Annotated in this window: 23 protein-coding genes and 1 pseudogene; 13 read left to right on the top strand and 11 right to left on the bottom strand. The window is 66.6% G+C overall.

Annotated elements, in window-relative coordinates; all coding sequences use genetic code 11:
• Positions 1–21 precede the first annotated feature (21 nt).
• Positions 22–1446: a DHA2 family efflux MFS transporter permease subunit gene (locus tag CAFEA_RS04165; protein WP_253704956.1), complete on the top strand. Its 1425-nt coding sequence runs from the start codon at positions 22–24 to the stop codon at positions 1444–1446.
• A 6-nt stretch (positions 1447–1452) separates the two neighbouring features.
• Here CAFEA_RS04165 and CAFEA_RS04160 read toward each other — a convergent pair whose 3' ends face one another.
• Positions 1453–1965, bottom strand: coding sequence for a pyridoxamine 5'-phosphate oxidase family protein (locus CAFEA_RS04160; protein WP_063937474.1), 513 nt, complete (start codon positions 1963–1965; stop codon positions 1453–1455).
• 82 nt (positions 1966–2047) lie between these two features.
• Between CAFEA_RS04160 and CAFEA_RS04155 the strand changes: the two genes are divergently transcribed.
• Positions 2048–2779: a spermidine synthase gene (locus CAFEA_RS04155; RefSeq protein WP_063937475.1), complete on the top strand. Its 732-nt coding sequence runs from the start codon at positions 2048–2050 to the stop codon at positions 2777–2779.
• 3 nt (positions 2780–2782) lie between these two features.
• Here CAFEA_RS04155 and CAFEA_RS04150 read toward each other — a convergent pair whose 3' ends face one another.
• Both CAFEA_RS04150 and CAFEA_RS04145 read right to left on the bottom strand, forming a co-directional pair.
• On the bottom strand, positions 2783–3274 hold the full coding sequence (locus tag CAFEA_RS04150; protein WP_063937476.1) for a 2'-5' RNA ligase family protein: 492 nt from the start codon (positions 3272–3274) through the stop codon (positions 2783–2785).
• A gap of 10 nt (positions 3275–3284) precedes the next feature.
• Complete coding sequence (locus CAFEA_RS04145) at positions 3285–5570, bottom strand: ATP-dependent DNA ligase (RefSeq protein WP_063937477.1); 2286 nt, start codon at positions 5568–5570, stop codon at positions 3285–3287.
• 35 nt (positions 5571–5605) lie between these two features.
• Here CAFEA_RS04145 and ku point away from each other — a divergent pair, with 35 nt between their 5' ends.
• The 4 genes from ku (at position 5606) to CAFEA_RS04125 (ending at position 9711) form a co-directional block, all read left to right on the top strand.
• Positions 5606–6511, top strand: a complete 906-nt coding sequence (gene ku, locus CAFEA_RS04140) for a non-homologous end joining protein Ku (protein WP_063937478.1) — start codon at positions 5606–5608, stop codon at positions 6509–6511.
• Positions 6512–6627: 116 nt separating this feature from the next.
• A complete protein-coding gene (locus tag CAFEA_RS04135) occupies positions 6628–7866 on the top strand; it encodes an ABC transporter substrate-binding protein (protein WP_063937529.1) in 1239 nt (412 codons plus the stop codon).
• Positions 7867–7869: 3 nt separating this feature from the next.
• Positions 7870–8955: a FecCD family ABC transporter permease gene (locus tag CAFEA_RS04130; protein WP_063937479.1), complete on the top strand. Its 1086-nt coding sequence runs from the start codon at positions 7870–7872 to the stop codon at positions 8953–8955.
• Between the two features lie 3 nt (positions 8956–8958).
• The gene (locus tag CAFEA_RS04125) at positions 8959–9711 is read left to right on the top strand and encodes an ABC transporter ATP-binding protein (protein ID WP_063937480.1); all 753 of its coding nucleotides are present in this window, start codon (positions 8959–8961) and stop codon (positions 9709–9711) included.
• 20 nt (positions 9712–9731) lie between these two features.
• Here CAFEA_RS04125 and CAFEA_RS04120 read toward each other — a convergent pair whose 3' ends face one another.
• Positions 9732–10505: a MerR family transcriptional regulator gene (locus tag CAFEA_RS04120; protein ID WP_063937481.1), complete on the bottom strand. Its 774-nt coding sequence runs from the start codon at positions 10503–10505 to the stop codon at positions 9732–9734.
• Positions 10506–10556: 51 nt separating this feature from the next.
• Here CAFEA_RS04120 and CAFEA_RS04115 point away from each other — a divergent pair, with 51 nt between their 5' ends.
• From CAFEA_RS04115 to CAFEA_RS04095, 5 genes are all read left to right on the top strand, one after another.
• Positions 10557–11051 (top strand): DUF1707 SHOCT-like domain-containing protein, encoded by a 495-nt coding sequence (locus CAFEA_RS04115; protein WP_063937482.1) that lies wholly within the window; start codon positions 10557–10559, stop codon positions 11049–11051.
• A 37-nt stretch (positions 11052–11088) separates the two neighbouring features.
• Positions 11089–11727, top strand: a complete 639-nt coding sequence (locus CAFEA_RS04110; RefSeq protein ID WP_143313210.1) for a hypothetical protein — start codon at positions 11089–11091, stop codon at positions 11725–11727.
• Between the two features lie 107 nt (positions 11728–11834).
• The gene (locus CAFEA_RS04105) at positions 11835–13367 is read left to right on the top strand and encodes an HNH endonuclease signature motif containing protein (protein WP_063937484.1); all 1533 of its coding nucleotides are present in this window, start codon (positions 11835–11837) and stop codon (positions 13365–13367) included.
• Between the two features lie 25 nt (positions 13368–13392).
• Positions 13393–13935, top strand: coding sequence for a DUF488 domain-containing protein (locus CAFEA_RS04100; protein ID WP_063937485.1), 543 nt, complete (start codon positions 13393–13395; stop codon positions 13933–13935).
• 73 nt (positions 13936–14008) lie between these two features.
• The gene (locus CAFEA_RS04095; protein WP_063937486.1) at positions 14009–16018 is read left to right on the top strand and encodes a bifunctional metallophosphatase/5'-nucleotidase; all 2010 of its coding nucleotides are present in this window, start codon (positions 14009–14011) and stop codon (positions 16016–16018) included.
• Here CAFEA_RS04095 and CAFEA_RS04090 read toward each other — a convergent pair.
• Complete coding sequence (locus tag CAFEA_RS04090) at positions 16008–16853, bottom strand: trypsin-like serine protease (RefSeq protein ID WP_063937487.1); 846 nt, start codon at positions 16851–16853, stop codon at positions 16008–16010. The genes CAFEA_RS04095 and CAFEA_RS04090 overlap by 11 nt on opposite strands.
• Positions 16834–17673, bottom strand: coding sequence for a DUF418 domain-containing protein (locus CAFEA_RS04085; RefSeq protein WP_063937488.1), 840 nt, complete (start codon positions 17671–17673; stop codon positions 16834–16836). Before CAFEA_RS04085 ends, CAFEA_RS04090 begins: the two co-directional genes overlap by 20 nt.
• 89 nt (positions 17674–17762) lie before the next feature.
• Between CAFEA_RS04085 and CAFEA_RS04080 the strand changes: the two genes are divergently transcribed.
• Positions 17763–18437: a response regulator transcription factor gene (locus CAFEA_RS04080; RefSeq protein WP_063937489.1), complete on the top strand. Its 675-nt coding sequence runs from the start codon at positions 17763–17765 to the stop codon at positions 18435–18437.
• Positions 18434–19465, top strand: coding sequence for a sensor histidine kinase (locus tag CAFEA_RS04075; RefSeq protein ID WP_063937490.1), 1032 nt, complete (start codon positions 18434–18436; stop codon positions 19463–19465). Before CAFEA_RS04080 ends, CAFEA_RS04075 begins: the two co-directional genes overlap by 4 nt.
• Here the strand turns inward: CAFEA_RS04075 and CAFEA_RS04070 are convergent.
• The 5 genes and pseudogenes from CAFEA_RS04070 to CAFEA_RS04050 all read right to left on the bottom strand — a co-directional run bounded on the left by CAFEA_RS04070 (position 19448) and on the right by CAFEA_RS04050 (position 22538).
• Positions 19448–20279, bottom strand: a pseudogene (locus tag CAFEA_RS04070) (Dyp-type peroxidase). The gene CAFEA_RS04075 and the pseudogene CAFEA_RS04070 overlap by 18 nt on opposite strands.
• Before the next feature lie 26 nt (positions 20280–20305).
• Positions 20306–20470 carry a hypothetical protein gene (locus CAFEA_RS04065; protein ID WP_253704958.1) on the bottom strand — a complete coding sequence of 55 codons (165 nt, stop codon included), beginning with the start codon at positions 20468–20470 and terminating at the stop codon, positions 20306–20308.
• Between the two features lie 60 nt (positions 20471–20530).
• The gene (gene chrA / locus CAFEA_RS04060; protein ID WP_200803039.1) at positions 20531–21697 is read right to left on the bottom strand and encodes a chromate efflux transporter; all 1167 of its coding nucleotides are present in this window, start codon (positions 21695–21697) and stop codon (positions 20531–20533) included.
• 1 nt (position 21698) lies between these two features.
• A complete protein-coding gene (locus CAFEA_RS04055; protein ID WP_063937494.1) occupies positions 21699–22124 on the bottom strand; it encodes a CPBP family intramembrane glutamic endopeptidase in 426 nt (141 codons plus the stop codon).
• Positions 22125–22160: 36 nt separating this feature from the next.
• Entirely contained in the window at positions 22161–22538 is a 378-nt protein-coding gene (locus CAFEA_RS04050) for a hypothetical protein (RefSeq protein ID WP_063937495.1), read from the bottom strand.
• Positions 22539–22570 lie beyond the last annotated feature (32 nt).

The following is a 22570-nucleotide window of genomic DNA, read 5'->3' as shown; positions in this document are numbered from 1 at the left end:
TCAAACCTCAACTCGTTCACCGTGGCCGGCCCTGTGGTCGATGATGCTCGGGTTTTCATGATCCTGGTGGATTCCACCATTGTTTCGGTGGCGATCCCCGCGATCTCAGAGGGCCTCGATGCCTCCTATAACGAGGTCATCTGGGTCAACTCCGCGTACCTTTTGGCGTACGCGGTGCCACTGTTGATCACTGGCCGCCTCGGCGACCGTTTCGGCCCCCGAACCATCTACCTCACCGGCCTGGCGCTGTTCACGGCGTCGTCGCTGGCGTGCGGGTTGGCCTCCACCTCGGCCGCGCTGATCGCCGCCCGCGCGTTCCAGGGCTTTGGTGGTGCGATGGTCACGCCGCAAACCATGTCGGTGATGATCCGCACGTTCTCTCCGAAGGAGCGCGGCGGCGCGATGGGTGTGTGGGGCGCCACGGCTGGCCTCGCCACCGTCACGGGTCCGCTGTTGGGCGGTGTGCTTGTCGACGCCTCCGGTTGGCCCTGGATCTTCTTCGTCAACGTCCCCGTCGGTGTGCTCGGCCTGGTCCTGGCGTGGATCTACGTGCCGCGCCTGGACAAGACCAACAGGCACTTCGACTGGGTGGGCGTGGGGTTAAGCACCGTGAGCATGTTCTGCCTGGTCTTTGGCATCCAGGAAGCGGAGAACTTCAACTGGGACTGGCGCGTGTGGGCGCTGCTTTTCGCGGGTGCGGCGACGATGGTGCTGTTTTTCAGCTGGCAGTCCAGGCAGGGCGGTAGCGCGCTAGTGCCGTTGGCGTTGTTCCAGGACCGCAACTTCTCTCTCGCCGGCGCCACTATCTCCACGGTCGGCTTCGCTATTTCCACCTACATCATCCCGTGGATGATCTACGTGCAGACGGTGCAGGGCTTTACCCCCACCCAGGCGGCGCTGCTGGTGCTGCCGTCGGGTGTGGTCTCCGGTCTGCTGTCGCCGTGGGTTGGCAAGCTGACCAACACGCACGACCCGAAGCCCTTCGCCATCACCGGCCTCACCTTGGCGGCGGCGTCGATAGGCATCTCGGCGCTGATCACCACCCCGGCGGTGGACCCGCGCTGGATGTACGCCATCGCCGTGGTCTATGGCGTGGCCAACTCGCTGATGTGGGGCCCGCTTTCCATGATCGCCACCCGCAACTTGGACCCGCGCCTGGCCGGCGCCGGCTCGAGCGTGTACAACACCACCCGCCAGATCGGCGGGGTGATCGGGTCGGCGGCGATCGCGGCGATGATGTCGTCGCAGCTCGCCGCCAAGCTTGGCGACGGAGCCGGCGCGGGCGACATGGCCACCGCGGGTCAGGCGACAGGCCCGCTGCCGGAGGCGCTGCACGAACCGTTCGCGCTGGCGATGAGCAATTCGATCTGGCTGCCGTGCGCCGTCATCGCGGCAGGCGCCGTGGTCGCATGCTTCTTCGCAAGGACGAAATCCTGGAACGATTAACAGCGCCTAGTTGTCCATGATGCGGATGCGGTCCCAGAAATCGGTGTCGTCGCACTGGTAGACCACCCTGTCGGTTTTGAGGCGGTCTTCCCAAAGGTAGAAGAACTCGAAGTGGTGCGGCTTCACGCACCACAGGTTGAACCGCTCCCCGTCCACCTTTCGGTGAGCGATCCCTTTCACGCGCACGGAGCGCCGCAGCGGCTGCCACCAAAAGGTGAGCGCGGCCGCCCAGGTGGTTTCCAGTTGTTGGACCTTGGCGGTGTTCTTGCCGGTGCCGAAGTGGAAGCCGTCTGAATCCAGGTGGAGCAGGTCCATGATGCGCGCGTCTGGGTGCCCGTGCTTGTCGACAGTTGCAACCGCCGTCGCGCTAACATCGAGCATTCCCGCTTCCACGGCTTCCATGAACCAGGCCGCGAACAGCTCATTCGGGTCGCGAGGCAGCGAGGTGAAGTCAGGGGCGACAATGGGGGCCTGGGAGGTTTCCAGTTCCCCGATGTAGTCCCGTGACAGATAAACCATGCTGTGATCGTACCAACCCCGCCTACCCCCGGGTCCTCGATTCGGGTGCGATACCGGCCACACAACAGGTATGCATACTCCCATGTCCAACCACCGCCGCCGTAAGCCGCGCGCTCGGAAGAAACGCATCGAGGGCACCTACCCCATCGACACCGGCACGGCCAGCATCCTCGCGGACCCGGAACGCGACGGCGCGTACGTGTTGGAGGTCAACCGGGTGCCGTCGTCGTACGTCGTGCCCGGCGCGCCGGAGGTGCTGGGGTACGACTACATGCGGTGGATCGCGGACTTCATCGAGGCCGCGAGCGTTCCGGAACCGTTTATTGCAGTGCACCTGGGCGCGGCCGGTTGCGCGCTGCCGAGCTATGTGCAGCACCGGTGGGACAGCCGCAACATCGCCGTCGAGTTGGACCGGGGGTTGGCCCACCTGGTGCGCGAGGCGTTTGATCCGCCGGTAGAGATCGCTGTCGCAGAAGCGCGTGCGTTCACCCACGCGCTCGCGCCCGGATCGGTGGACGTGATCGTGCGCGACGTCTTCGCCGGTGCCGACACTCCCCGCCCGCTGACCACGGTGGAGTTCTACCGGGCGGCGTACCGCGCCCTGACCCCGGGCGGGCTATTCGTGGTCAACGTCGGCGATGTGGCTGGCCTGCCCCGCGCCCGCGCCACTGTCGCCGGACTGCAAGAGGTTTTCGCCAATACCGCCGCGACGTTTACGGGCCGCGGCTACGGCAACGTCGTCGTAGCCGCGTCCGATGCGCCGCTCCCTGACGCTCAATTGCCTATCGACGGCGCTTCGCCCCTGCACGACTAGCCCCTAGAGCTCGAGCTCAGTGCCCAGACTGGGCTGGTAGAACGCGGCCCGCTGCGCGGTGAGCTCCTTGAAGTGAGGCGAGGTGACCTCCTGTAGCGCGGCGATGTAGTCCGGCACGATGCGTTTGGGCAGGCGCAGCCCCATGGTCAGGTGCGGGATCCAGCGCTCGCCGCGGCCCTCCGGGTTCGCGCTGCTGACGGCCCGGGCTGCACGCTCGAGCTCCTCCGGCGCCTCGAGCAGCCAAGCAACGGTCTGTTTGGACTTGGTGCCGAAGATGGCGAGACCGGAACGTCGTAAAGCTGCAGGCAACACGGGCGGTAGAAGGTCCGTCGCCGCGGCGATGGCGCGGCGGTGCATGGCAGGCGCGAAGGTGACGGAGATGTGCGGGCGCTGGTGCTGCTGCGGGAAGCCGCGCCCGGCGAGCTCGGCGTAGATCTCGCGCACGGCTTGCTCTTCGGCCTTTGGCAGGCGCAGCAGTATGTTCTCGGGCGACACCGATTGCTCCTTATACTTCCCAGCGGACCTGGCTGGGGTCCTTGTCCTCGCGCCAACCTCTCCATGATGCCTGGCGCACCTTTCGGTCTGCGGTAGCGCCAGCGAGCTGCACCTCAGCGACGTACTTCGGGCTCACCCACCAGGCGTCCTTCGCATCGGAGGCGGGAATGTCTATCGGCGGGGTTGTGCGCTCGACGCGGCGCAGCTTGCGGCCGATGTCGGCGAGCTGGGAGTTGGAAAAACCCGTGCCCACACGGCCCGCGTAGCGCAGCTCGCCGCCCTCGTCGGGCACCGCGACCAGCAGCGACGCGATGCCGCGATTGCCGGTGCGCACGCCCACGACCACCACCTCCTGGTGCAGGGCGCGCTTGACTTTTAGCCACGCGCGGGAGCGCTCCCCCGGCGCGTATTCGGCGTCGGTGCGTTTGGCCACCACACCCTCCAGCCCGAGTTCCTCGGCGGCGCGCCATGCGGTGTCGAAGGAGCCGGTGGTTGCGGGCGGGATGACCACGTGCTCGGTTTCGTCGAGACGCTCGAGCAGCTCGCGGCGGGCGCTCCAGGACTCGTGGGTGAGGTCGCGCCCGCCCAGGCGCAGCAGGTCGAAGACCATGTAGCGCAGGTTGGCCCCTATGTCGTGTTGGTCGGCGCGGTGCAGGGCGGAGAAGTCCGGCTTTCCGTTGGCGTCGAGGGCGACGAGCTCGCCGTCGAGGCAGCCGCCGTCGACAAGCAAGTGCGCAAGCTCGTCCGTATGCGGGAATAGGGGCGTGTAGTCCTTGCCGCTGCGGCTGCGCAGGCGGACCGTGTCGCCGACGTCCGCGAGGATGCGGTAGCCGTCCCACTTCATCTCGTAGGCGAACTCGGTGCCGTCGTGTTGTTCGAGGGTGATGTCGCCGCGGGTGGCCGCGGTGGGCAGCATCGGGGCGAGTGGCGTTGTGGCGGGCGCGGCGCTGGGCTGGTCCCGGGTGAGCTTGAGCAGCCAGTTTTTCTCATCGGTGCGGATGAGTGCGAAGCGGCGCGGGATGCCGCCCAAGCCGCCGCCGTCGCGGCCGTGGAGGATGGCGATGATCTCGTCTTCGCGCCACTTTTCTATCTCGCAGGTGCCGATGTCCCAGATTTTCACCGTGCCCGCGCCGTACTGGCCCTTCGGGATGGTGCCTTCGAACTCGGCGTATTCGATCGGGTGGTCCTCAGTCTGCACGGCGAGACGGTTGATATCGGTTTCCAGCGGCGGGCCCTTCGGCACGGCCCAGGAGACGAGCACCCCATCGTGCTCCAGGCGGAAATCCCAGTGCAGGTGGGAGGCGTAGTGCTCGCCGATGACGAAGATCGGCTCGCCTTCGCGCGGGGCCGGGGCGGCGTCGGGCACCGGTTCGCCGGTTTTGGTTTTGTCGCGCATGGAGCGGTACGTGGCCAGCCGGTCCTCCCCCGGCGCGCCGAGGGCCGCAATGGGGTCGAGCCCGTCCTCAACGCGGGCGATGACCTCGTCGAGCTCCAGCTGCCGCAGCGCCGGGTCCGCGATCTCCTCCCACGTGCGCGGCGCCGCCACCGTGGGGCGCTCGCGTCCGCGTAGCGAGTACGGGCTGATGGTGGTTTTCTTCCCGTTGTTCTGGCTCCAGTCGATGAACACGCGTCCGTTGCGCTCGGCCTTCGCCATCGCGGCGGTGACGCGGTCCGGGTGCGCGCGCTGCAGGTGCTGCGCGAGGGTTTTGGCCACTTTGGCCACGGCGTCGGCGTCGCTGGTGCCGTCCAGACCCGCGTAGAGGTGGATGCCTTTGGATCCCGAGGTCACCGGCACGCAGGTCAGCCCCATGTCTTCAAGAATCTCGCGGCACTCCAGCGCGATTTCCGCGGTGTCGTGTAATTCGACGCCGGAGCCCGGGTCCAGGTCCAGCACCAGCCGGTCAGGGTTCTGCGGTTTGCCGTCCGCGCCGAAGCGCCACTGCGGGGTGTGCAGCTCTAATGCCGCGACTTGGGAAAGCCATGCGAGGGTGGCGGAGCCGTCGATAAGCGGATACGCGTTGACGCTTGTGGTGTGCTGGATGGTGCCGGTTGGCACCCACTCGGGCGCCGAATCCTCGAGGTCTTTGCGGAAGAAGCTTTGCTTATCGACGCCTTCGGGCCACCTCTTCCTGGTCACCGGCCTCCTATTGGCTTGAGGGACGAGCACTTCGGCAACAGCCTGGTAATAGCGCATGACATCGGCCTTAGTGGTGCCGGTGGCCGGGTAGAGCACCTTGTCCAAGTTGCTCACGGTGAGCTCGCGGCCGCCGACGCGCACCTTCTGGTCATTGCCCATGGCCCCACTGTAGAGGCGTGCGTAGAGTGAGGCGCATGCGCGCAGTTTGGACCGGTTCCGTCACATTCGGCCTTGTCAACGTCCCCGTCAAAGCGTACGGGGCGACCGAGGACCACGATTTGTCCTTCCACCAAGTCCACGACAAAGACGGCGGGCGCATCCGCTACGAACGGCGCTGCGAGGTATGCGGAGAAAAGGTGGAGTACAAGCACATCGACAAAGCGTTTGAAGAAGACGGCGACACCGTCGTGATCACCGACGAGGACTTCGACTCCCTGCCCGAAGCCGACAACGACGAGATCGACGTCGTGCAGTTTGTGCCCGCGGACCAGATCGACCCGTTGATGCTGGAGAAGTCCTACTACCTGGCGCCCGAGGGCAAAACGCCGAAGTCGTACCTGCTGCTGCGGCAGACCCTGCTGGATTCGGAGCTGATCGCCGTGGTGCGCTTCGCCCTGCGGCAAAAGACCAGGCTGGGCGTGCTGCGGGTGGTGAACAAGGTCATCGTGCTGCAGGGCCTGATGTGGGCCGACGAGGTACGCGAGCTCGACTTCGACGACGAGTTCAAGGGCACGAAATCGCGGGCGAAAATCGGCGAGAAGGAGCTGAAGCTGTCCAAGCAGCTGGTGGAGTCCTACGCCTCCGACTTCACGCCCGAAGAGTTCGAGGACGACTACCAGGCGGAGCTACGCAAACTCATCGACGCGAAGTTCGAGGAGGGCGAGACCCTGGACACCGAGGCCACGTTCGGTGCTGATGGTTCGGATGGTGCGGATGGCTCGGGTGACGATGACAACGTGGTGGATCTGATGGCCGCGCTGAAGGCGTCGTTGGACAAGCGGTCCTCCGGCGGCGGGAAGTCTGGGTCCGGGAAGAAGTCTGGGTCCGGGAAGAAGTCTGGGTCCGGGAAGAAATCCTCGAAGAAGGGCAAGAGCGCTTAAGTCCGCGCCCCCTCCTTCCCCCCGCGACAGTTGACAGTCAGCTTAGGCTTACCTTAGTGTCGCCATGGTTCCTGCAACTTAGCTTAGGCTAACATCACATAACGAAGGGAAACGTGGTGAAACGTTCACACCGGATCGGCACCCTCGCCGTCTCACTTGCCACCGTCTGCGGACTGGTCGCTTGCTCGGGCGGCGAGACAGCCCCCACCGCCGGCAACGAAGCCGGCACCGAAGTCAGCACAGGCACGAACGGCGCCTCCGCGACAACTCAGACCCGATCCGCTGAGGGCGCGGTCACTGTCACCGACGCCGCCGGCCGCACGCTCCAGTTCGACGAACTGCCGGAGCGCATCGTGCTGGCGGAAGGCCGCGCGGCGTACGCCACTGCCCTGCTGCAGGACAATCCGCTGGACAATGTTGTCGCCTATGGCCAGGACTTGGAAAAGGCGGCCGGGGCGTTCCGCGAGAAGCTCTTCGAGATGCAGCCAGAGGCGAAGGACATGCCGGAGATCGGCATGATCCAGAAGGGCGACGTCACCGTTGAGAACCTGCTGGCGCAGAAGCCGGACGTGGTGATCATGACGCTGGACCAGAAGAAGTCCGTGGAAGAAAGCGGCTTCATCTCCGATTTGGACGCGGCCGGCATCACCTACGCGTTCATCGATTTCCGTCAGAAGCCGCTGGAAAACACCACGGTGTCCATGCAGCTGCTGGGCGACCTGCTGGGCCAGAGCGAGCGTGCGCAGAAGTACAACGAGTTCTACCAGGCCAAGGTCAAGGAGATCACTGACCGGGCGGCAAAGATCGCTGACAAGCCGGATGTGCTGCTGTGGACAGCCGCGGGGTTCAGCGACTGCTGCGCCGTCGCCGGAGATGTGCACCTGGGCACGCTGATCACCGCCGCTGGCGGGCACAACTTGGGCCCCGAGGTGCTCGGCCCGGAGACGAAGACACTCACCCCGGAGAAGTTGGCCGAGCTTAATCCCGACAAGCTCATCGTCACCGGCGGCGAGTGGGCGCGCGACCCGAACAAGCCGGGCACTTTCCGCCATGTCGAGCTGGGCTACCAGTCCAACCCCGACCTTGTGCTCGAAACGTGCGAGGGCCCGCTGCAGCAGCCGGGCATGGAGCTTCTCGACGCACCAAAGGAAGGCAACTACTTCGCCATCTACCACCAGTTCTACGACAACCCCTTCAATGTGTTCGCCCTCGAAGCGTTTGCGAAGTGGCTGCACCCGGAGGAGTTCGCGGACCTGGACCCGGCGCAGGACTTCAAGGACTTCCACCAGGAGTGGCTGCCGTTCGATTACAGCGGCGTGTTCTTCGTCGACCCCGCGCACCCGGAGGCGATGTAGGGCATGACCACGCACGTGCCCGCGAGACCCGACGTGGCCGAGGACGCCCGCCGGACCGCGATTGACAGCTACCTCAAGCGCGGGCGGAGGAAGTCCTTCGCCATCGCCGGCCTGCTGGTCGCGGTAGTGGTGAGTTTCCTGTTCGCCGTTGTGGTCGGCCCGATCGACATCGCTGCGGCCGACGTATTTAACGCGGTGTTCCACCCGGAGCGGGTGGACGAGCAGACCCTGGTGGTGATTCGCACGCTGCGCCTGCCAGCCGCGGTGATGGCGGTGCTGTGCGGTGCCGCGCTGGGGCTTGCGGGCGGGCAGATGCAGACGATTTTGGACAACCCGCTGGCGGAGCCGTTCACCCTCGGTATTTCGGCCGCAGCGGCGTTCGGCGCCGCGCTGTCCATCGTGATGGGCTGGTCGCTGGTGGCCAACCCGCAGTTCAACCTCGCCGCCACCGCTGCGCTGGCGGCGCTGATCGCCGTGGCGATTGTGGCGGGCGCTTCCGTGTGGCGCGGCGCCACAGCCGAGTCGATGATTCTGCTCGGCATCGCGCTGTCCTTCTTCTTCCAGGCTTTGCTGTCGCTGCTGCAGTACGGCGCCAACGTCGAGGCGCTACAGCAGATCGTCTTCTGGACCATGGGGTCGATGCAGCGCGCAAACTGGACAGCGAACATCATCCTCGCGGTCGTCCTCGCCGCGGCGATCCCGTTCTGCGTGGCCAACGCGTGGCGCCTGACCGCGCTGCGGCTTGGCGACGACCGCGCCGCCGCCCTCGGCATCGACGTCAAACGCCTGCGCCTTGCCACCCTGCTCGTCGCATCGTTTTTGGCGGCCGCGTCTGTGGCGTTCACCGGCATCATCGGGTTCATCGGGCTCGTCGGGCCCCACGTGGCGCGCATGCTCGTGGGCGAGGACCAGAAGTTTTTCCTCCCCGCCGCGGCCGCCGCGGGCGCGATGCTGCTGAGCTTGGCCTATGCCGTGTCGCTGTCTATCATCCCCGGCCTGGCCATCCCGATCGGCATCATCACCTCGCTGGTCGGCGTGCCGTTTTTCGTGTTCCTCATCTTCACCCGTGCCCGCCGGAAGGGGGCGTAGACCATGACCGTTAGCGCGCAGAACCTCTCCGTTTCCTACGGACGGTCCACCATCGTGCACTCGTTGTCGTTCGGCCCGCTCGAGGGCGGGACGGTCGTCGGCCTGATCGGCCCCAATGCCGCCGGCAAGTCGACGCTGGTCAAAGCCATCGCCGGGATCAAGAAGCCGACGGCGGGGTCGGTGACCATCAGTAAGGGTGGCGCGGAGCTCACCGGCAGGGACCGTGTGGAGGCGATCGGCTACGTGCCGCAGGACCTGTTGAGCAGCGCCACGCTGACCGCGTTCGAATCGGTCATGGTCTCCGCCCGCCGCCGCGGCGTCGACGGGTGGGACCCGCTGGAGCGCACCGCCGACGTCATGGACCGGCTGGGCATTACCCACCTGTCCGACCGGCTGGTCTCGGACATGTCGGGTGGTCAGCGCCAGCTCGTCGCTGTCGCGCAGATGCTGGTGCGCGAGCCGAGCGTCATGCTTCTCGACGAACCCACGTCCGCCCTCGACCTGCGCCACCAAGTCGAACTACTGCAGCTCATCTGCGACGAGGTCCGCGGGACCGACCGGGTTGCGCTGGTGGCCATCCACGACCTGAACCTCGCCGCCCGCTACTGCGACGAGCTGCTCGTGCTCAAGTCCGGCCGCCTCGTCGGCCAAGACACACCCCATGCGGTGCTCACTCCTGACCTGCTCGAAGACGTGTACGGCTTCCGCGCCCGCGTCCTAGACGACGCCGGTGTGCCCGTGGTCTGCCCCGTGTAGGGAAGACAAGTGGGGCGTGGTTAGCCCCACTGCGGGTTGTCCACGTCCACACCTTCGGCCGCAGCGTGGGCGGTGACCAGCTCAAGCAGGTAGTCCTGCGCGCCGCCGTAGGCTTCGTGGAAGCGCGCGTCGCCGACGTACATGCGCGCGAGGATGAGTTGGCGGGCCGGGGTCGCCTCGTACCACTGGGCGATGCTTGCGCGGTGGCGCTCCACCAGTGCTTCGGCTTCCCCGGAGCCGGGTTCCACGCCGGAGTCGCGTGCGGCGATCAGGTCCGCAACAAGCGCGTCTTGTTCTTCCTGCAGGCGCTTGAAGTCACCTTCGCCCATTTGAGCGAGCTTTTCCTGGGACTGCGCCCACTCCGGGGTATCACCCCAGCGCTGCTCAGCCTCCTCCTGGTAGGCGGGCATATCCTCGCCGAGGTACTTCTTCATTGCGTCCATGTTGATGGTTCCTTTCGTTGCGTTATCAATGAGGTGCTGGACAGATGTGAGTTGGGCGTCGAGCGTGCGCCGTCGAGAAGCGAGTGCCTCCCGGTGGTGCTTGAGAGCGCGGGTGAGGGTGGCTCCGGAGGCGTCGAGAAGCTGCGCGATCTGCGCAAGCGGCACGCCGACTCCGCGGTAGAGAGCGATAGCTGCGCCGCGCTCGAGGTCCGCCTCGCTGTACACGCGGTGGTCGGCCCACGTGCGCGCGGGGGCGATGAGTCCGAGCGCCTCCCAGTGGCGCAGCGCCTTTGTGGAAGTGCCGAGGGCCTCTGCGGCCTCGCCGATCGTGTACTCGTTACCATCTGCCATGGTTGCGATTGAACAGCTTGCCGCAGGGGCAAGCGCAAGTTGGGAGCGATAATGGACGAAATCCGCGTGGGCGACGCCGAGCGCTCGGACGCGCTGGACCGGCTGGGCACGCTGTTCGCGGACGGCTACCTGGATGTGGGAGATTTCGAAGAACGCACAGGTCAAGCCGCGGTTGCGCGCACGCGCGGGGAGCTTTCAGTGCTTTTCGACGACCTCCCGGCCGAACCCGCGAGATTGGAGAAGCGGACGCCGTCCGAGGTCGAATTGGATGAGAAACTCGCGGCGAAGCGGAGGCTGGACGCCGCGATCTACACCACCCTCATAGGCGGGTTCGCGGTATTTTTCGTGCTGCAGCTTGGGTTCGACCTGGACTACGCCTGGGTGGTGTGGCCGGTGATGGGCATACTCGCGGTCGCTTGGTACGCCATCTTCGATATCTCCGTCGAGGAAGACGAGGTCCTCGAGGAACTGTTAAAAAAGGAACGCACCGATCGCGCCGAGCGACTGAAGCTCGCGGCCGAGCGCCGCAAAGAGCTCGGGAAATAGCCGAGAGTTTCCCGCGCCTGCCGGTTAGAGTGGGTACATGCGATTTCGTCGTGCACTCGCGCTTGTTGTAGTCGGTTCTGTCGGTGTGGTTTCGGGTTGCGCCGGGGGTGGCGAGCCCGAGACCGTGGTGGTCACGTCCACGCAGTGGGTGGACCCGGATTCGGGGGCGGTGGTGGAATCTGCGGAGGTTGCGGAGTCTGGCGAGGAGCCTGGTGGGGAGGCTGTGGCTGAGGCGCCCGCTGAAGAAGCTGCTGCCCCGGCGGATACTGCGGAAGACGCGCCGGTAGTCGTCGACTCGAACGGTGACCTGCTCGTCACCGGCAACGTGGAGGCGTGGTCGACGGAGCAGGCCCGGAAAGGCCGCCCCGCTCCGAACAACGAAGACCCGGACAACGTGTATTACGTGCTGGTCTTCGACTCCCCTGCCAACATCACCGCAATTAAGGCGGGAAGCCAGGTCGCCCAAGAAAGCCCCTTCGCCCGCCTCGGATCCGTGCAGCACTGGGATTTCGGAACCTCGGACAACACCAATGGCTGGGACGAATACGTAGGAAAACGGGTGCGGCTGCGGGTTCCGCCTAACCACTTCTCGTACAGGTCCGATATGAGCCTGCCCATCGGCAGCCAGCTCATGCTCAACGACAACGCCGAAGTGGGCATTGAAGTGCTAAATTAACCCCTCTTTCGAACTGCTGTTCTAATTTCGAATGGCCGTGTCGGGTGCGTTGTTAGGTTGAGTTCATCGCTTTCAAACAACCGCACTCCCGGCAGGAAGGAGGGGCCATGACCAGCGAGATCACCCGGTGCGTCGACGAGATTTCTTCAGCGCTGCGCACACTTAGCACACTGTTCGAGGACCCCTCCGCCCTCGCATTTGAGGACGTCCGGCACGACATGGAGCGCTTGGAGGAGCAGTTTAAAAAGAAGGCAACTATCGACGCAGCATTCGCCTTCATCGCCGACCGGGACGATGCCGGTCGTGTCGTCGGAGCCAACTACCCGAACGCCTACCTGCAGCAGTGCCTGGACCTGTCCAAAGGTGAGGCCTACAACCGCCTCGAGCGCGGCCGGCTACTGTACGGCGCGCCGCCGGAGCCCACCTCTCCCCCGCCCGAGGACGTGGAGGACCTGTTCGACATGACCGGGGAGGATGCCGAGGCCGAAGCCCAGGCCGCCGCGGAGGCTGCGGCCGAGGAGGAACGCGCCCGCCAGAAGAAAGCGCGCGAGAACTCGTCGAAGGTCAGCGCGGAAAAGCAGGACATTATCCGCCGCGAGCTGGACAAGCTGCTCAAGGCCGCGGCCTGCGAGCGAACCCGCATTCATTCTGAGGCCATGGAGGAGGCACTGCACCGCAGCCCCGAGGACCTGCGCCTGTTCGTGCGCAAGGCGGTGAATGCGGCGAACCGGAAGCACGCGCCCCACTCCAACCCGAACGCCGGGTTTGAAAAGAGGAGTGTCACCTTTGGCCGTCGCAAGGCAGACGGCATGGTGGACATCCACATCAACGCCACCGCCGGCCACGCGGCGCTGATGAAGGCGCAGATGGACAAGGGGCTGGCACCGAACTCGAACCTGCCGGAGGAACTGCAGGGCGAGGCGGATTCGCGCACACCGGAGCAGCGCCGATTCGATCAGTTCTTCGCCATCTTTGAGCAGTACGAGGAGAAGTGTCAAAAGTCGAATGACGGCGCCGCGTCCGTGGTGCTTGCGCTGACGTTGGACGACCTCGCGGACGGCGACGCCGCGATGCTCTTCGACACCAACACCGGCATCGAGGTGGACTGCTTCGACCTTGTGCGCCTCGGCATGGACGGCACAACCGACTTCCTGCTGCAGGTCGACGGGGTCAGCTCCGTGCCACTGTGGATGGGGCGCACCAGCCGGCTGGCGTCGGTGGCCCAGCGCATCGCCATGTTCGCGGTGCAAGGGGTCTGCTCCTGGCTCGGCTGCACCGCGGCCATGTCGGAGTGCGAGGCCCACCACATCCTCGCGTGGATCAAAGGTGGAAACACCGACATTGAAAACCTCACCGGGCTATGCCGCGAGCACCACAGGTGCAACAACGACCACAGAGACGGCTCCTTTAACAAGGGGTACATGGATTTCGACCCTCAAACGGGCAGGTCAGGGTTCCGACGGCGACCCGGTGACCCGATGAAATTCAACCAATCGGTCCCGGCGAAACATTCGGCGGTGAGCAGGATCTATGCGGCGAAGGGCCGGTGCGAATGCGCCAAACATACTGGTCGCGACCCGGCTTTTTACCCGCCCGGCCACCCGCCGATGAAAGACACCTGGACCCCGATGCGGGTGTGACTCCCCCGCGCGTAGCGTTATACATATGCGCATTTACACCGTGGGCCACTCCAACCTGGACTTCGACGACTTCACCGCGATGCTTTCTGCCGCCGGGGTGGAGTCCGTCGTTGACGTGCGCAAACTCCCCGGATCACGCAAGTACCCGTGGTTCAACGACGACCACCTCGCTGCGCACCTGCCTGACCACGGCATCGCCTACAGCCGCAGCGAGGGCCTCACCGGCCGCCGCAACGTCTCGCGCACCGTCCCCTTCGAGGTCAACGGCAACTGGCGCAACCGCAGCTTCCACAACTACGCCGACCACGCCCTCGGCGACGAGTTCGCGCGCGCCCTCGCCGAACTCCGCGACCAGGCCGCCGGAACCCCCACTGCGGTGATGTGCTCAGAGGCAGTGTGGTGGCGCTGCCACCGCCGCATCATCGCCGACCACCTCATCGCCCACGGGGACGAGGTGGGCCACATTATGGGGACGACGGCGGAGGGGGCGTCGATAAGCAATGCGACCTTAAACGAAGGCGCCGTCATCGGCGACGACCTCCTCGTTCGCTACCCAGAGTTCACCTGAGCGAAACCTCACCGCAAAACGGCCTTTCTAAGGTTGCTCTCACACGCAACCCGCTTCAAAAGAAAGGCCCCTCGTGTCCGCCCGCTTCCGCATCCAGCTGATCTCCGCGACCACCGCCGCCGCCCTCGCCACCACCTTCGCCCCCTTCGCTCCGGCGGCGATGGCGGCCGAGACCTCCGAATTCACCATCTCCAACGTCACCGATTTCCACGGCTACTGGGAAGAGACGAAGTACGTCCCGGGCGCCGCCCACCTCAAGTGCGCCGTGGACGAGGCCGCCGCGGGCAAGACCCACATCTTCACCTCCGCCGGCGACAACATCGGCGCCTCCCCCTTCGCATCGAAGCTGCTGGACGACGCCCCCACCCTGGAGATCCTCAACCTGATGAACCTGCAGGTCTCCGCGCTGGGTAACCACGAGCTCGACGAGGGCGCCGCCGAGTTCTCCGACCGCGTCACCGCTGCCTCCGACTTCGACTACCTCGCCGCCAACGCCGAGACCGTGAAGAACACGAAGGACTACGTGATCAAGGACCTCGACGGCGCGAAGGTCGCCTTCGTGGGCACCATCACCGACGACATGCCGAACCTGGTCAACCCGAAGTCCATCGAGGGCATCGCGTGGAACGCCCCGGTCGCAACCACGAACGAGCTCGCCGAGCAGCTGAAAGATAGCGGCGAGGCCGACGTGGTCATCGCGCTCGTGCACGAGGGCGGCATCAAGGCCGACGAGTTCTCGGACGCCGTCGACGTGGCGTTCCTCGGCCACTCCCACCAGGCCATCGAGCCCTCCGGCGAGAAGCCGCTTTTGATCCAGGCCGGCTCCAACGGCACCAACCTCGCCAACGTGGACCTGCGCTTCGACCACGCCGCCAAGAAGTTGACCGTGAAAAACGCCGAGCTTCTCGACGCCGACACGATCCGCGCCTGCGACACCCCGCAGCCCGAAATCGACGCCGTGGTCAAGGACGCGCTGGCGAAGGCCGGCACCGAGGGCAAGAAGGTCATCGGCCGCTCGGAGGAGCACCTGTACAGGGCGGGCGACAAGGAGTCCCAGCTCAACAACTTCATCGCCGAGGCCACCCGGCAGGGCGTGAGCAACAACTCCTCGGTCACCGCCGACATCGGCGTGATGAACGCGGGCGGCGTCCGCGCCGAGATCGAAGCCGGCGACGTCACCTACGAGCAGGCCTTTTCCGTCCAGCCGTTCGGCGGCGAAAACACCTACGTCGAGCTGAAGGGCTCCGATGTGGTGCAAGCGCTAGAGGAGCAGTGGCGCGACGACCCGGACCGCCCCATGTTCCCGTTGGGCATCTCCGACAACGTCTCCTACTCCTACGACCCAGCCGCGCCGGTCGGTTCCAAGATCACCTCGGTCACCGTCGACGGCGCCCCGATCGACCCGGAGAAGACCTACGTGGTGGCAGGCTCGACCTTCCTGCTCGCCGGCGGCGATAATTTCAAGGCCTTCACCAAGGGCACTGCGCCCGCGAACCTGGGTTACGTGGACCTCAACGCCCTGGTCGAGGCGCTCAGCGGCGGCCAACAGCAGCGCACCTCGCAGTCCAACGTGGGCGTCCACCTCCCCGCCCCGCTCACCGCGGGCAAGGAGGCAACCATCGAGCTAAGCTCCCTGCTCTTCGACCAGGGCGAGACCGCCACCACCGCCACCGCAACGCTTGGCGACGCCTCCGGTTCCGCCACCATCTCCCCCAACAACGCCGACCAGACCGCCAACGAGTACGGCACCGCCACCGTGAAGCTGACCGTCCCGGCGGGAATGTCGGGCACCCAGGAGCTGCGCATCACCACCGACGCCGGCACCGAGGCGGTCGTGCCCGTCGAAGTTGCGCCCGCCGCGGACCAGGCCAAGCCCGAGCCGAACCAGCCTGCGGAGCCGGACAAGCCCGAGCCGAACCAGCCCGAGCAGCCCGCAGGACCCAACACCGGCGGCTCGAGCTCCGGCTACCTCGGCTGGATCATCCCGGTGGTCATCGCCGGCGCCTTCGGCCTGGCCAACCTGGTTGCGCTGCTGTTCCCGTTCGCGGTGGATAGGGTGCTGGGGCCCGTCGCTAAGCGTTAGCCCCCTTGCGGCGGGTGGCCATAAACAAACCACCCGCAACCAGTGCCAGGGCGCCCAGGCCGAGGACCACGTAGCGCAGGGAGGCGGAGGGCTCAGAGGATTCAATCGAGGCCGAATCCGAAGCATCACCACCGACCACGCCGCGGATCCACTCGGCCTGCTCCGCCACCGGCGCCACCGCCACCGCGGCGTTGGAGTTCATCTCCTCCTCGGTGGGGTTTTCCGGGTCCTCGAACAGGCCGGCCGACATCACGCCGGCGACCTTGCCGTCGGCGAAGATGGCGCCGCCGGAGTCGCCCGGCTGGATCCGCGCGCCGTTCTTTAAAGCGACGTCGAGGGCGGTCGGGGCGTCGAAAAGCGCGAGCGGCGATTCCCCACGCACCGTGGCCTCCGCGGCGGGCAGTGTGGTCGAGCCTCCCGAGCCGTCGGAAGACCAACCGTAGATATTCACCTCCCCGCTCGGCACCTCCCCCGCCACCGAGGCGTAGGAAGAAAGCCCCATGTCTTCGGTGGTGTGCAAAAGTGCGATGTCGCCACGCGGGGCCAGCTCGTGGCGATCCACCTGGAACACCTTCTGGTTGTCGCCCTGCCCGGTGCGCACCGATCCGCCCGGCTTGGCGGCCGCCTCGACGCAGTGGCGGGCGGTGATCACCCAGTGCGGGTCGATAGCGGTGCCGGTGCACACCCCGTCGTCGGGGTCGGAGTCGTCCACGCGCACCGAGACCACGGGAGTTGCCTCCTCGGCGTCGCCGGCGAACTGCTCGGATTCCATCGCCCACGCGGGCTGCGCCGCCAAAGCGAGACCAACTGCAACACTAAACGCCAACTTTTTCATTATTTTCCTTTCCAGCCACCGCCGTGAGGCGGCGAACAATACTTTCCATCGGCCCGCGCCGGAACACGGCGAGCCAGCCGTACGCGATCACTGCGGCGCCGACGAGGCTCACCCGCACCCCGACCCACTGCGCGCTCAGCACGTGCAGGCAGTACAGGGTCAGCGTCATCCGCCCCAGCGGCGCGAGCCACCCCGACCAGCGGCCCGCCAGGCAGCACAGGGAGCACATGCCTATCGACGCCCCGGCGGTCCCCACCACGTCGATAAGTCCGCCGGTGTGGCCGGTGGCGTCGAGAAGCGGGGGCAACGGCACCCACCACCGCAGCGCAACATCGGCCGCGAACAGCAAGCACCCGACAACCGCCCCGGCGCGCAGCGGCATGTGGCGCGCGAACAGGATCCCGGCGACCATGAGCACTGCCCACATCAGCGGCGGGTACGGCGAGGCCGACGGCGCAAGCGCCGCCGATCCCAAAGCTCCAGCACAGGCGAGCCACATAAGCCACGCCGAATCCAGCCTCGGCGCCCACGCAAGCACGATCATGCAGACCCCGATCGTGCCCAGGACCACCTCGATGGTCCCGGAAAACGGCACCAGCGCGAAGTGCAACACCACGAGGCACGCCCCGCGCACCACGAACTGCGCCGGCCGGGCGCGCATGAGCCCCATGGACACCCCGGCGATAAACGCGAAGAGCCCCGCGGGGAAGCCGAAGAGGACCTGCGCTGTAAGCCCGTCGTGCACGGTGAGGTGCGCGACGATCATCGCGACGAGCGCTACGGCCCGGGCCGCGTCGATTCCAACGATTCTGGTCTGCATGGGGTTTCAAGCTAGAAACCCCGGTGTTGCGCCCGCGTTAACCCGGATGTTTATGTCTCCGCAACATCGCGACGCATACGATCGCAACCATGACAATTCGGGTGCTTATCGTGGACGACGAGGCATTTCTCGCCGACGCCATCGCCACCGGCCTGTCGCGCGCCGGGATGCAAACTCGCCTCAGCTACGACGGGTTCGAGGCGCTGAAGCTTATCGACGAGCTGCCGCCCGACGTCGTCGTGCTGGACCGGGACCTGCCCGGGGTGCACGGCGACGTGGTGTGCCGCCGCATCGTGGAGTCCCAGCCCGCCACGCGGGTGATCATGCTGACGGCCAGCGGGACCCTGGACGACCGCCTGGAAGGCTTCGACCTCGGCGCTGACGACTACTTGGCCAAGCCGTTCGAGCTGCCCGAGCTAGTCGCGCGGGTGAAAGCCCTGGCCAAGCGCAACGCGCCTGCCCGCGGCGAGGTGTACCGCTGCGGGGACGTGCGCTTGGACACGTTCCGCCGCGAGGTGACCCGCGGCGAGGTGCCGGTGAGCCTGAGCCCGAAGGAGTTCGCGGTGCTGAAGGTACTCATGGAGGCCGACGGCGGGGTGATTTCCGCCGAGGACCTGCTAGCGGAGGCATGGGACGAAAACGCCGACCCGTTCACCAACTCCCCGCGCGTGACCGTGTCGCACCTGCGCAAGAAGATGGGCGAGCCACGCATCGTGCACACCGTCACCGGCGCCGGGTACTACGTGGCGGAGGCCGAGCGATGAGGCTGAGCCTGCGCGCCCGCATCACAGTGATGTTCGTGGCCACCGTCCTCGGCGTCGGCCTCGCGCTGATCGGTCTGGTGTACGCCTACTTGAAGCTCACCCCGGTGCCGGTGATGGCGTCGTTTCCGGGCACCGACGACGGCGTGGTCATCGACGGCGCCGTGCCCGTCACCGACGAGATCCTGCGCCGCATCCTCTTGGCCTCGCTCGGGGCGCTCGCGCTGCTCACCGGGCTTGCGGGCGTGGTGGGCTGGTTCGTGGCGGGGCTCGTCATCACTCCGTTGCGCTCGATCGCCGACGATGCGCGCACCGTCACCCGCGGCGACCTTTCCGCCCGCATCGACTACGACGGCCCCCGCGACGAGGTCGGCGAGCTGGCCGAAGCGCTCAATGCGATGCTCGACGAGCTCGCCGACGCCGTCGAGCGCCAGCGCCGCTTCGCCGCCAACGCCTCCCACGAGCTGAAGACCCCAATCGCGACCATCCAGACCGTCGCCGACGTGGCGCTTTCCGGCGACGACGCCGACCTGCGCCCGGCCCTGGGCCGGATCCGCAAGGTCAACGCCCGCAACGCCGCGACCGTGTCCTCGCTGCTGCAGCTGGCTAACGTGAAGGTCCGCGACCGCGCGGCCGTAAATCTGGCCGCCGTGTGCCGGGAGGTCGGCGCCGCCCACGGCATGCCCGTGGACGCAACACCGCTGACCGTCGATGCCTCCCCCAGCCTGATCCGCCAGGCGGTGGACAACCTTGCGCGCAACGCCGCCATCCACGGCGCCGACGGGTCAATCGCGCTCCGGCAGGCCGGCGCCTTCGCCGAAATCACCGTGGAGTCGGCCGGTGAGCCGCTCGACCCGGCGGAGGTGGCCACCTGGACCGAACCGTTCGCCCGCGCCCACCGCACCTCGGGTTCCGGCCACGGGCTGGGTCTGGCCCTGGTCAAGGCGATAGCAACGGCCCACGGCGGCTCGGTCGGGTTGGCGCCGCGGGCCGGGGGCGGGCTCGTCGTAAAGCTAATGCTCCCTGCGTAGCGCGGCCTCGAAGCGCGCCTTGGCCGCCTCGACGTCCTCGGCGTTGTGGGAGGTGGGCACGTCCGCGCGGTCCGGGAAGACCGCCTTGCCCTGCGGCAGGTTGATCGCCGGCTGGTTCGGCTCCCCGCCGCCCTCGGAGCGCAGGTGCTCGTGGGCGTAGTCGGCGCAGTGGTCCAAGAACACGCGCGGCGGGGCGAAGAAGTTGCAGCCGGTCAGCGCCTCGGAGAAGTCCAGGATGCGGTCGTAGTTGCCCTCCGGCTCGCCGATGAACATCCGCCGCAGCATAACTTCGGTGACGCGGGGGTCGCGGGCGTAGCTCATGAAGAAGGTGCCCTGCTTTGTTGCGCACGATCTCCAGGCCGTTGCCGTCCTCGTCCTCAACCTGGTTGACGGCGACGTGGGTGTTCGGGGCCTTCTCGTCCAGCTCGATGTCGGAGTGCTTCGTGCGGCCGATGACCCGCTCCTGCTCCTCCACCGGCAGGGCGTTCCAGTCCTTCAAGTTGTGCACGTACTTCTGCTCGACGATGTAGCTGCCGCCCTTCCAGATGCCGTCGCGGATGATCGCCACCTCGACGCCCTCCTGGCCGCGGGGGCTTTCCGTGCCGTCGACGAAACCGAGCGGGTCGCGGAAGTCCTGGTACTGGAACGCGTGGACCTCGTCGTAATAGTTGATCGCGTCCTCAACGATCGCGTTGATGTGGCGCGCCAGCTCGAAGGCGACGTCGGTGGACGGCGCGTGGTGCTTCGCGCCCGTCAGTTCCACGAACTCGTGCAGGTGCTCCGGCTTCTCCAGCGCGAAGAGGCGGTCCCACATCTTCGCGCCAACGCCGGCCACCGCGGTCAGGTGCGCCTCCGGGTAACGCCAGTCAGGCTGGACAGGCTGGAGAGCACCTCCAGCGCCGCCTGCTCGCCGCCCGTTTTGAAGCCGAGGGTGATAAACAGCGCGTCCCGCGACTGCGGGAGGATCACGGTTTGGGTTACTTCTGCCTGGTTCCTACTCGTCATGGCGTTGAATATTTCCTATCAGCGCGAGACGTGTCGGGCCAGGGCCTGTCCTGTCGCCGCTTACAGCACCGCCCAGCCCGCAAGCGCCGCGCCGATGACCACCGCCCACGCCGGGACCTTGAAGTTGCGCAGCGCCACGAACGCCGCGGCCGCGACCGCCATCGTTGCAGGCCCATGGATGCCGGAGGTGAACACCGGCGTGTACAGCGCCGCGGCCAGGATGCCCACCACCGCCGCGTTCGCGCCGGCCAGGGCACTAGCGGCGTGTGGGTTGGTGCGCAGCCGGTCCCAAAACGGCATGATCCCGACGACCAGCAGCGCCGCCGGCAGGAAGATCGCCACCGTGGCCAGGGCCGCGCCCCACAACCAATGCACGCCCCGCGCAGAGGCACCCAGGAAGGAGGCGAAGGTGAACAGCGGTCCCGGCATCGCTTGGGCGGCGCCGTAGCCGGCGAGGAAGGTGTCGTGGTCCACCATCCCGGTAGGCACCGTGGCCTGCTCTAGCAGCGGCAGCACCACGTGCCCGCCGCCGAACACCAGGGCGCCGGAGCGGTAGAAGCTGTCGAAGATGCCCCAGCTCGTGCCCATGCGCCCTGCCAGCGGCAGCAGCGCGAGCAGGGCCGCGAACACTCCCAGCGCAGCCAGCCCAACGGTGCGGCTGGCGGTGGAGGTGCGGCTGGGGGCCGGAGGGGCGTCGATAGGCGAAAGTGCAAAGGTGGCCACGAGCATGCCCGCAACGATCGCGCCGACCTGGGCCGCGGGGTGCGGCACGAGCAGCACGATGAGGAAGGCGGCGAGCGCAACGGCCGCGCGCAACCGGTCCGTGACGATGCTTTTTGCCATCCCCATGACCGCCTGCGCGACGACCGCGACCGCCGCCGCTTTGAGCCCCGCGAGCCGGCCAGCGTCCGAGATGTCGCCGAGGCGCGCCACGCCGAGCGCGAACGCGACCATGAGGACCACGCTCGGCAGCGTGAAGCCCACAAACGCCGCGAGCATGCCACCGTATCCCGCGCGTTTGAGCCCGATTGCCATGCCGACCTGGCTCGACGCGGGGCCCGGCATGAACTGGCACAGGGCGACGAGGTCGGCGTACTCGTCGTCGCTGAGCCACTTTCGCTTTTCCACGAACTCGTCCCGGAAGTACCCCAAATGCGCCGTCGGTCCGCCGAACGACGTCAGGCCGAGGCGGGTGAATATGCCTAGTACTTCAAACACAAGCGTGATGCTAGCCGACGACGCCACGCTGGGCAGGCGTCCGTGTATGACTCGACGCGGCGCGGGGTAGCACTGCGATCACCACGGCGGAAGCCGCCGCCACAGCCACGAATGCCGCCACCATGCTCGCAGCCAAGTTCGGGATTCCCAGGGCTTGGACCGAGCCGAAGGTGTTCCACGCCGCGTGCACCGCAACCGCGACCCAGATGCTGTTAAACGCCCACACCAAAAGCGCATAGAGCAGCGCATCAAGGAAATAATGGGCGAATGCGACCGGTGAGCCATACGCCTGCGGGTGCATCGCCACGAACGGGATTGCGGCGAGCACCGCGCCCACGGCCGGGTGCTTGGTCCACGACGTAAACGCCTGGAAGAACACGCCGCGAAACGCCATCTCTTCCGCGAGCGCCGCGAGCACAATAACGACGAGCTCCAACGGAAAATCGCTCCGGATATCTCCGATAACTTGGTCTCAGGACGCGCCGTAACCGACCACGCCGACCACTCCCATGACGGCGGCGATGACCACAAACGCCAACGCGTACGCGGCGAACGGCACCCAAGGTTTCGTTCCTGTTCGCCCTGTGAGCACCGACGCAACCGGCCTGCCTCCGATGAACCGGACCGCGAGAAGCACCGCCAGGATCTCCACGACCACGGAGCCGTACCCGAAGTACTTGTCCGCCGCGCCGCTCGACGTATCCACTCCCGCGGCTTCAAGAGAAACACCAATCACCGCGACGAACGCGACGGTGAGCACGGCGACCGCGATGATTTCGGCGAGCGGCCTCCACCAGGCGTAGTTGGGTTGGCTTCTTGACGCGAACGCGTACTCCCCCGCGTGTAGCACTGTGACGAAACTCCTTCTTGCAGTTACAACAA

The sequence above is a fragment of the Corynebacterium afermentans subsp. afermentans genome (assembly GCF_030408355.1).
GTDB lineage: Bacteria > Actinomycetota > Actinomycetes > Mycobacteriales > Mycobacteriaceae > Corynebacterium > Corynebacterium afermentans.
This window is presented reverse-complemented; position numbering and strand designations above follow the sequence as displayed.